At 42.0% G+C, this 7,297-nt stretch carries 8 protein-coding genes; 1 reads left to right on the forward strand and 7 read right to left on the reverse strand.

The window, feature by feature from the left end:
* The first annotated feature begins 93 nt into the window (after positions 1 to 93).
* Positions 94 to 681, forward strand: a complete 588-nt coding sequence (locus tag VK097_RS11435; RefSeq protein ID WP_324211933.1) for a cell wall hydrolase — start codon at positions 94 to 96, stop codon at positions 679 to 681.
* A 77-nt stretch (positions 682 to 758) separates the two neighbouring features.
* On the opposite strand, the gene VK097_RS11440 is transcribed toward VK097_RS11435, so the two are convergent.
* The 7 genes from VK097_RS11440 to VK097_RS11470 all read right to left on the reverse strand — a co-directional run.
* Positions 759 to 1,379: a TVP38/TMEM64 family protein gene (locus tag VK097_RS11440; protein ID WP_324211934.1), complete on the reverse strand. Its 621-nt coding sequence runs from the start codon at positions 1,377 to 1,379 to the stop codon at positions 759 to 761.
* A 145-nt stretch (positions 1,380 to 1,524) separates the two neighbouring features.
* Positions 1,525 to 2,403 (reverse strand): 2-hydroxy-3-oxopropionate reductase, encoded by an 879-nt coding sequence (garR, locus tag VK097_RS11445; RefSeq protein WP_324211935.1) that lies wholly within the window; start codon positions 2,401 to 2,403, stop codon positions 1,525 to 1,527.
* 167 nt (positions 2,404 to 2,570) lie between these two features.
* The gene (locus VK097_RS11450) at positions 2,571 to 2,849 is read right to left on the reverse strand and encodes a YciI family protein (RefSeq protein WP_324211936.1); all 279 of its coding nucleotides are present in this window, start codon (positions 2,847 to 2,849) and stop codon (positions 2,571 to 2,573) included.
* 62 nt (positions 2,850 to 2,911) lie between these two features.
* Positions 2,912 to 4,132: an Rpn family recombination-promoting nuclease/putative transposase gene (locus tag VK097_RS11455; RefSeq protein ID WP_324211937.1), complete on the reverse strand. Its 1,221-nt coding sequence runs from the start codon at positions 4,130 to 4,132 to the stop codon at positions 2,912 to 2,914.
* Between the two features lie 359 nt (positions 4,133 to 4,491).
* Positions 4,492 to 5,433, reverse strand: a complete 942-nt coding sequence (locus VK097_RS11460) for a nucleoside hydrolase (protein WP_324211938.1) — start codon at positions 5,431 to 5,433, stop codon at positions 4,492 to 4,494.
* Between the two features lie 109 nt (positions 5,434 to 5,542).
* Complete coding sequence (locus VK097_RS11465) at positions 5,543 to 5,869, reverse strand: hypothetical protein (RefSeq protein ID WP_324211939.1); 327 nt, start codon at positions 5,867 to 5,869, stop codon at positions 5,543 to 5,545.
* Between the two features lie 139 nt (positions 5,870 to 6,008).
* Positions 6,009 to 7,297, reverse strand: a 1,289-nt coding sequence (locus VK097_RS11470) for an alanyl-tRNA editing protein (protein WP_324211940.1), incomplete at its 5' end; no start/stop codon positions are given.

Below are 7,297 nucleotides of genomic sequence, written 5' to 3' on the forward strand. Positions count from 1 at the left end.
CCAATTCCTGCAGCCATTTTTTGGTTAATGCCAAACTATATTACATTGATTAGACTCTTAGTTGTGAACTTTTCAACTAGGAGGTCAGAATTAATGAATAAATTAAATAAACTCTCTTTTACAGCATTAATATTGTGTATAATCGCATTCCCGGCGGGGGCATCCGCGGAATCGTATATTGTACTGGAAGGCGACTCGTTTTACACAATAGCCAAGGACAATAATCTACCATTAACACACCTGCAAATTGCAAACGAACGTTCAGGTTTCCAGCTAAAAGCAGGCGAAACCATCACTATTCCGGATTCCGTTTCTACTGAAAATAAGGAATTGATGGCCAAGCTCGTTCACGCTGAAGCCAAAGGTGAACCGTATGAAGGGAAAGTTGCTGTTGCGACTGTCGTTTTAAACCGTGTTGATTCAAGCAAGTTTCCTGACACAGTTAAAGATGTCATCTATGAAAAAGCCGGCGGTGTCTATGCATTTTCGCCAGTGAAAAACGGTGCCATTAACAATGGATATGATGCTGAAGCCATGAAAGCTGTCAATGAAGCGGTTGCCTTCAGAGATCGGGGTATGGGATCGTTATACTTCTATAACCCGGACAAAGTCAGCAGCGATAATTGGATTTTCTCACGTGAGACCATTAAAACAATCGGCAATCACCGCTTTGCAAAATAAATTGATTAAAAAAGCTGAAGACCGTCATCATGATGGCCTTCAGCTTTTTTAATATTGCTCTATTGCTGTCTTTTAATTTAAAACGACTGGAATACATCATAAAGATAATGCATACCATAAAGCGGAAATAGCGTGTAAATAAACAGCGTAATCGGCTTGCAAAGCAAAAAGTAAAAGATAAATTTTTTCAATGGAAGTTTGGTAAGCCCGGCAATTAAACAGATAAAATCATCCGGGAATCCCGGGAAAACCATCGAAATCCAGAAAAACCGTTCAAACCGCTTCCCCTTATTCACCCAGCCGATATATTTATCATACGTTTCCTGTTTGACAAAATAACTTGCAAATCCGCGCCCGAATCGCCGTGCCAATAAAAAATTGGCCAGCGAACCGAGAAAAATGCCGACTATATTCAGAAAGGATCCCAGTCCAATACCGAATAACATCACACCGACAACGGTTGAGACATTGCCGGGCAAAACCGGGATGACAACCTGAACGAAGGTTAGGCCCAAAAAGGCCAGAGGCGCAATACTGCCGAATCCTTCAACCCAGTTCTGTACACGATCCGGGTTATTGAAAAACCCGCTTTCAATAATAAATAAAGCAAATCCGATTATCAGAAGAACCCCAGTAATGGTCGTTATTTTAACAATCGGTTTTTGATAATTTATGAGTGTTTTCTTTAGATGACTCATGCCAACACCAGTTTCCATCAATTTAGCCGAATATCGTTCAATACCAGTATGACAAGAATATCACACAAAATTACCAGGGTAAAAATTTCTGTCTCACTGGGCAGCAAAAAGGCCTGACCTCATAACATAGGAAAGTCCAGAAAAACTAAACACGCACTTTTGCCAGTTGTTCATAATATTTGACGATAGCGGCATGATCATCTTCCCCATTGCCTTCAACCGTTAATGCTTTTAATGTTTCTCTGATTGAAGCGGTTAATGGGAGCGGCACATCAATATCATCAGACGTTTCCATCACATTGTTCAAATCTTTCAGGTGAAGATCGATTTTGAAACCGGGATCAAAGTTTCCTTCCAGCATCTTCGGGGCTTTTGCATCCAACGCGGTACTCCCTGCCAGCCCGCCGCGTATCGCATTATACACCAATTCATTATCAACGCCCATTTTCTTCGTTAACACCAGCGCCTCCGAAACAGCCGCAATATTCAGGGCTACGATAATCTGATTGGCCAGTTTCGTAGAGTTGCCTGATCCCACATCCCCCGTCCTGACGACCGATGCGGCCATGGCTTCCATAATCGGCAGGCATGTCTCAAAGGTCGCCTGATCGCCACCCGCCATCACCGAAATCGTGCCGTCAATCGCTTTCGGCTCACCACCGCTGACAGGGGCATCCAGAAATCCGATATCTCTTTCTTTCAATGCTTTGCCGATCTCCTGACTGGCAATCGGTGCAATCGAGCTCATATCAATGATGACCGACCCAGGCTTTGCACCTTGAATTAGCCCGCCTTCTGTCAGTATGACCTCTTTTACTTCAGGTGAATTCGGCAGCATCGTAATGATAACATCCGCTTTAGCAGCAACATCAACGTAAGTATCAATCACCTCCGCACCATGGTCCTCCATCTCTCTATTCGTTTCGGGATTGCTGCTTGAGATGACCAAATCATACCCTGCCCTGATTAAATTCTTGCTCATTGGTTTCCCCATAATCCCCAATCCGATAAAACCTATTTTCATATTCACTGTCTCCCTTCAGAAAATATCCCTTGTGCCCATAATACACAAAATACAGTGCTTCCTGACATATCAAATAATTCACATAACCTGTCTGCTATTATCAACGTTAGCAAAAACGAAAATCCGCCCGCTTGATCTGGACCGTGGGCGGATGCTGCATATTCAACTTAAAAATCAAATTCCACATCAGTTTCCATCGCCCATTCATGAATTTCCCAGTCCCTCGCGCCATTTATGATGTAAGGATCCTGTTTTAGATAGGACGTGGCTTCATCCAAATTGTCCGCTGCGTAAATTACCAGCCCCCCAGCGCCATCTGTAAATGGGCCGTTCATCAATATCTTTTTCTCATCGCGCATTTGCTTTAGGAACGCCAGATGCTGCGGACGGAGTTCCTTACTCTTCTTTTCATCTTTCATCGGTAAAAAAACAGCATAATATTTCAAATTAATCTCTCCTCCTATTCCTGTTTATGGCTTGATAAAGCGAAACCTCAATCAGTGAAGGCTTATTTTTCTATTTCATCTTTTATTTCAGTAATTCTTTCCATAGACAGACCGGTAGACTCCGCAACAAACTCCATGTCCATTCCCCTTGCCAGAAGCTTGTGGGCAGTTGTCACAAGCCTTTCCTTTGCTTCCAGTTCCTTCTTTTCCGCATCCTGGATCTTTTTTTCTGATTCCTGGATCTTTTTTTCTGATTCCTGGATCCTTTTTTCTGATTCCAGAATACTTTTTTCTGATTCAAGAATACTTTTTTGAGCTTCCACAATTCTTTTTTCGGCTTCCTCATTCTTTTTTTCGGCTTCATGATTTTTCTTAGCAGCCTCTTCCGCCAACGACTTCATGTCCTGCTTAAATGATTCATCATCCAAAATTTGCTTCAGTCGGGACTCGTATGCAAGTCTTTGTTCCTGTGTCATACTCAACTCTTCCCAGTTTTCAAAGGCCTCGCGCAGCGAATCATCATTCATGGCTATCACCTCCAATTCCCGATAAATATCATTATAGATTTCACCATTTTTGGAATCGACCATACCGAGCATCATAAGCCATCGCGCTAACATATCATTCCACGGATCCAATTTGTCCGATTTCCAATCCTTTATTAATTTTGACATCTCAATGAAATGGAATTCCATCGCATTGGTCAGTTTGAAGTATTTTTCATCTTCATATAAATGATAAGACGTGTGAAAAAGGTCTGTTTGACGGAAAAGATCAAAATTTACGATGTTAATCACGATAACCGGGCGCAACTGATTATATTTCATACCTTCCTTAAGAGAATTGTTATAGATTCGGGACCAGTAAAATAAAGATCGTTTAACCATATCGTATTTATTTGTGAATTGGATTTCAACATTAATCCACTCATTATCTTTTGTCAGTACTAACAAATCCAGACTTGATTTCTTATCTTTGTAATACTCGCCGCCTACTTCTGTATTGGTGAAAGAAATATCTGTTATCCGTTTTCGACCTGTACGCTGCAGAATAGCATTTAAAAATACAACAGTAATCTCTTTATTCTTTTCGTTTCCAAATAGCTGCTTAAATGCGTAATCAACCTTTAAATCCATGAGCTTTTCAAGTGGTATTCGTTTGAGCAGAATTGTTTTACCGTGTTTTTTGTTATCTTTATGATAGAAATAATCATTTGAATCTTCTTTTACTTTGGTAATTGCAGTAAAATCAGCCGTTTTCTCAAGCGATTGGGTTAATGTCATGCCCACACATCCTTTGGGTTTTATGAGGACTTAACGGGGATGTTGTTCTTAATAAAATATACCACATTCACGTTATGCAAACAAGCGTTCTTGTATCCGTTTTCAAACTCCTTCATATAATATTAATCTACGGTGAGCTAGTTATTTGGACACCTGGCCTCCCTCCCCTACAGCAGTAATAGCCCCCGCTGGGTTATACAGCGACAGATTAATACTGATTGTTTCTTCCACTTTCAAGGTATTCATTTCGATACCAGAAACCTAAATCCTATATAATAAGCGCAATTCTTTTCATGAAATTGCGCTTACTATGAATCAGTTGAATTGCATTGGACCGTCATAATCAGTGACAGCTCAAGTCAACCATAAGATTTTAGTGCATCGCTAAACAGTTCCCAAAAGCCATCACGATTTAAGAAACGGGCAAACTTCACATTTGGCTGTTTCCCTGTGACTCCTGACATATCTGCAACAGTCATACCATACGTGAATTCGCCTTTTGTTTCAATATCAATACGGACATGTTCGAAATCAAAAAGAGACGGATTTATTAAATAAGCAATTGTACAGGCATCATGTATAGGACCGCCTTCAAGTCCAAACACTTTTTCATTCGTTTTTAAGAAGAATTCCAGCAAGTCCGCTGCAAATCGGGCAACCGGGTTGCCGATGTCTCCAAATCTATCCATAAGTTCCCTGGTAGCAATTGCCTGGTGGGTGACATCCAGACCGAACATGGTAATCGGAACACCGCTGTCAAAAACGATCTTTGCCGCTTCAGCATCCACATAAATATTAAACTCAGCAGCAGGCGTCCAATTTCCGAATGTGCCTCCGCCCATCAAGACAATTTCTTGAATTTTGGAGAGAATCCCGGGCTCTTTTTTTATAGCTAACGCAACATTCGTCAGAGGGCCTGTCGCAACCAGCGTCACATCATGATTCGAATTTAAAACCTTATCAATGATGACATCAACTGCGTGTGCTTCTGCCGGTTCTTTTGCAGGTAATTCAGGTAAAGCCGGACCATCCAAACCTGTTTCACCGTGAATTTCTTCGGCCACTTCCCTTTGTTTGATTAATGGTCTGTCAGCACCTTTAGCTACAGGAGTATGTTCTAAGTCCAGAACATCACATACCTTTAAGGCATTCAGTGTGTTTTTCTCCACTTCGACATTTCCTGATACCGTTGTAATTGCTTCAATTTTTAGTGGGCTCATTTCCGAAGCGGCTAATATGATGGCAAGCGCATCATCGTGTCCCGGATCGCAATCCATGATGATTTTTCGATTGTTCGCCATGACGATGCTCCTTTTCTTACGATGATTTATCTCATGTTAAAAATATTTTCTTAGAAAAATACTCACAAAGCAAGACAAAAAAGACAGCCCGTTCTGGACTGCATTCTTGTTAATACTGGCCGATCGCTTTTTTGATCCTGTGAATTTCCGTCTCATTTTCAAAGTTTTTCTTTGCAAGGAGATCCATACTGTCCTTTAGTTTATATGCCGTTTCATTCATTTCATCAAATCGTTTATCGACTTCATCGAACCTGGTATTCATCTCTTGATGCATCAGATCAAATCTTTTATCCACTTCTTCAAATCCTTTGTCCACTTCTTTAAATCTTTTATCCACTTCTTCAAACCGTTTATCAATTTTTACAAATCCGTCATTCATTTGCTCATGCAATTCTTTTATAGCCTGCATGATCTGATCATTTTGTTCATTCGTCATTGTAACTCCCCTCCTCTTTGTCATATGACGTTTCAGCGAACAGCTTAAGTTTAATATCATTATAAACGACCCAATCCAAATAGTCTACAACGGGACGCAGACAGGAAAATCATCCGGAGCTCCAAGTGATACCCGGCTTCTAAAATGCATTGATCAACGCTTCGATTAATTTTTCAGGTGCCATCACCTTTTCTCCTCCACCCTGCGCCACGGAAGCATTTCCGCCGCCTTTTCCATTAATCAAGGGAAGAACCTGCTCAACCAGATCATTCATATTAGCGCTGACAGCATCCCCCCTCGCGCAGACAAGCTGCAGCTTATCATGACTTTCGTTGACCAGAAAAATGATCATGTTACCGGAACTCGCTGCAATCGCCTTTGCCAGCTGTTGCAGTTCCGGCATTGGCCGATTCGCAAATACTGTTTTAACAACCTTTCGCCCGCGTATCTCTTCTGCCTGTTCGACATAAGCCTCAGCCTCATAACCAATCAGATCCATTTTCAGCTTGTTCACTTTTTTCTCCAGGTCCTTGTTCAGCTGTAACGCCCGAATCGCTGTCTCGTTTAAATCTTCCTGCGGGGCATTCAATGTATCGGTCAAACCTTGGATGACCTTATGTTTCGCGCCCAGCTGCTTCAAGATTCTGCCCCCGCAGACAAAATACACACGCACCTTTTGCTTATGTGTTTCCCAATGCAGTATTTTCAGCGAACTCACCTGCCCTGTAGAATCTGGATGGGTGCCGCCGCAGCCGTTATAATCAAATTCCGGAATAATGACGAGCCGGATATTTTCTGAAACGGACAATTCTTTTCGGAGCTGATATCGTGAAAGTTCTTCTTCTGATACCCATTTCGTCTTCACCGGACGATTTTCCAAAATTATGTCATTCGACTCATTCTCGACCTGCATAACTTCCTCATCTGTCAAATGCCCGGTATCGAGATCTATCGAGCAGGTAACGCTTCCTAAGTGAAAGCTGACCGTTTTATAGCCGAATATTTCCTCAAATGCTGCCGATAAAATATGCTGTCCGGTGTGCTGCTGCATGTGATCGAACCGCCGCTCCCAGTCGATTTCACCTGCAACCTCCTTATGTATGTCAACAGGTTCTACAATATAATGACGTACCTCCCCGTCAATATCCGCCACATCATATACGGGTACCTCATTCAACGTACCAGTATCATGTGGCTGCCCGCCGCCTGCCGGGTAAAAAGCCGTCTGATCCAGCACCGCGTAGAAACGACCCTCCTCGTCTTTCGCAGACTTTAATAGCCTGGCGCTAAACGAGCGCATGTATGGATCCTGGTAAAATAATTTTTCCGAAGACATTGAGTTGATGCTCCTTTGTTGGATTGTATCTACTAACGTCCGGCTTATGATTTTTATCAAAAGAATAACCAGGTGAAGCTTACCTGGTACAT

The sequence above is a fragment of the Lentibacillus sp. genome, assembly GCF_035301675.1.
Taxonomy (GTDB): domain Bacteria; phylum Bacillota; class Bacilli; order Bacillales; family Amphibacillaceae; genus Lentibacillus.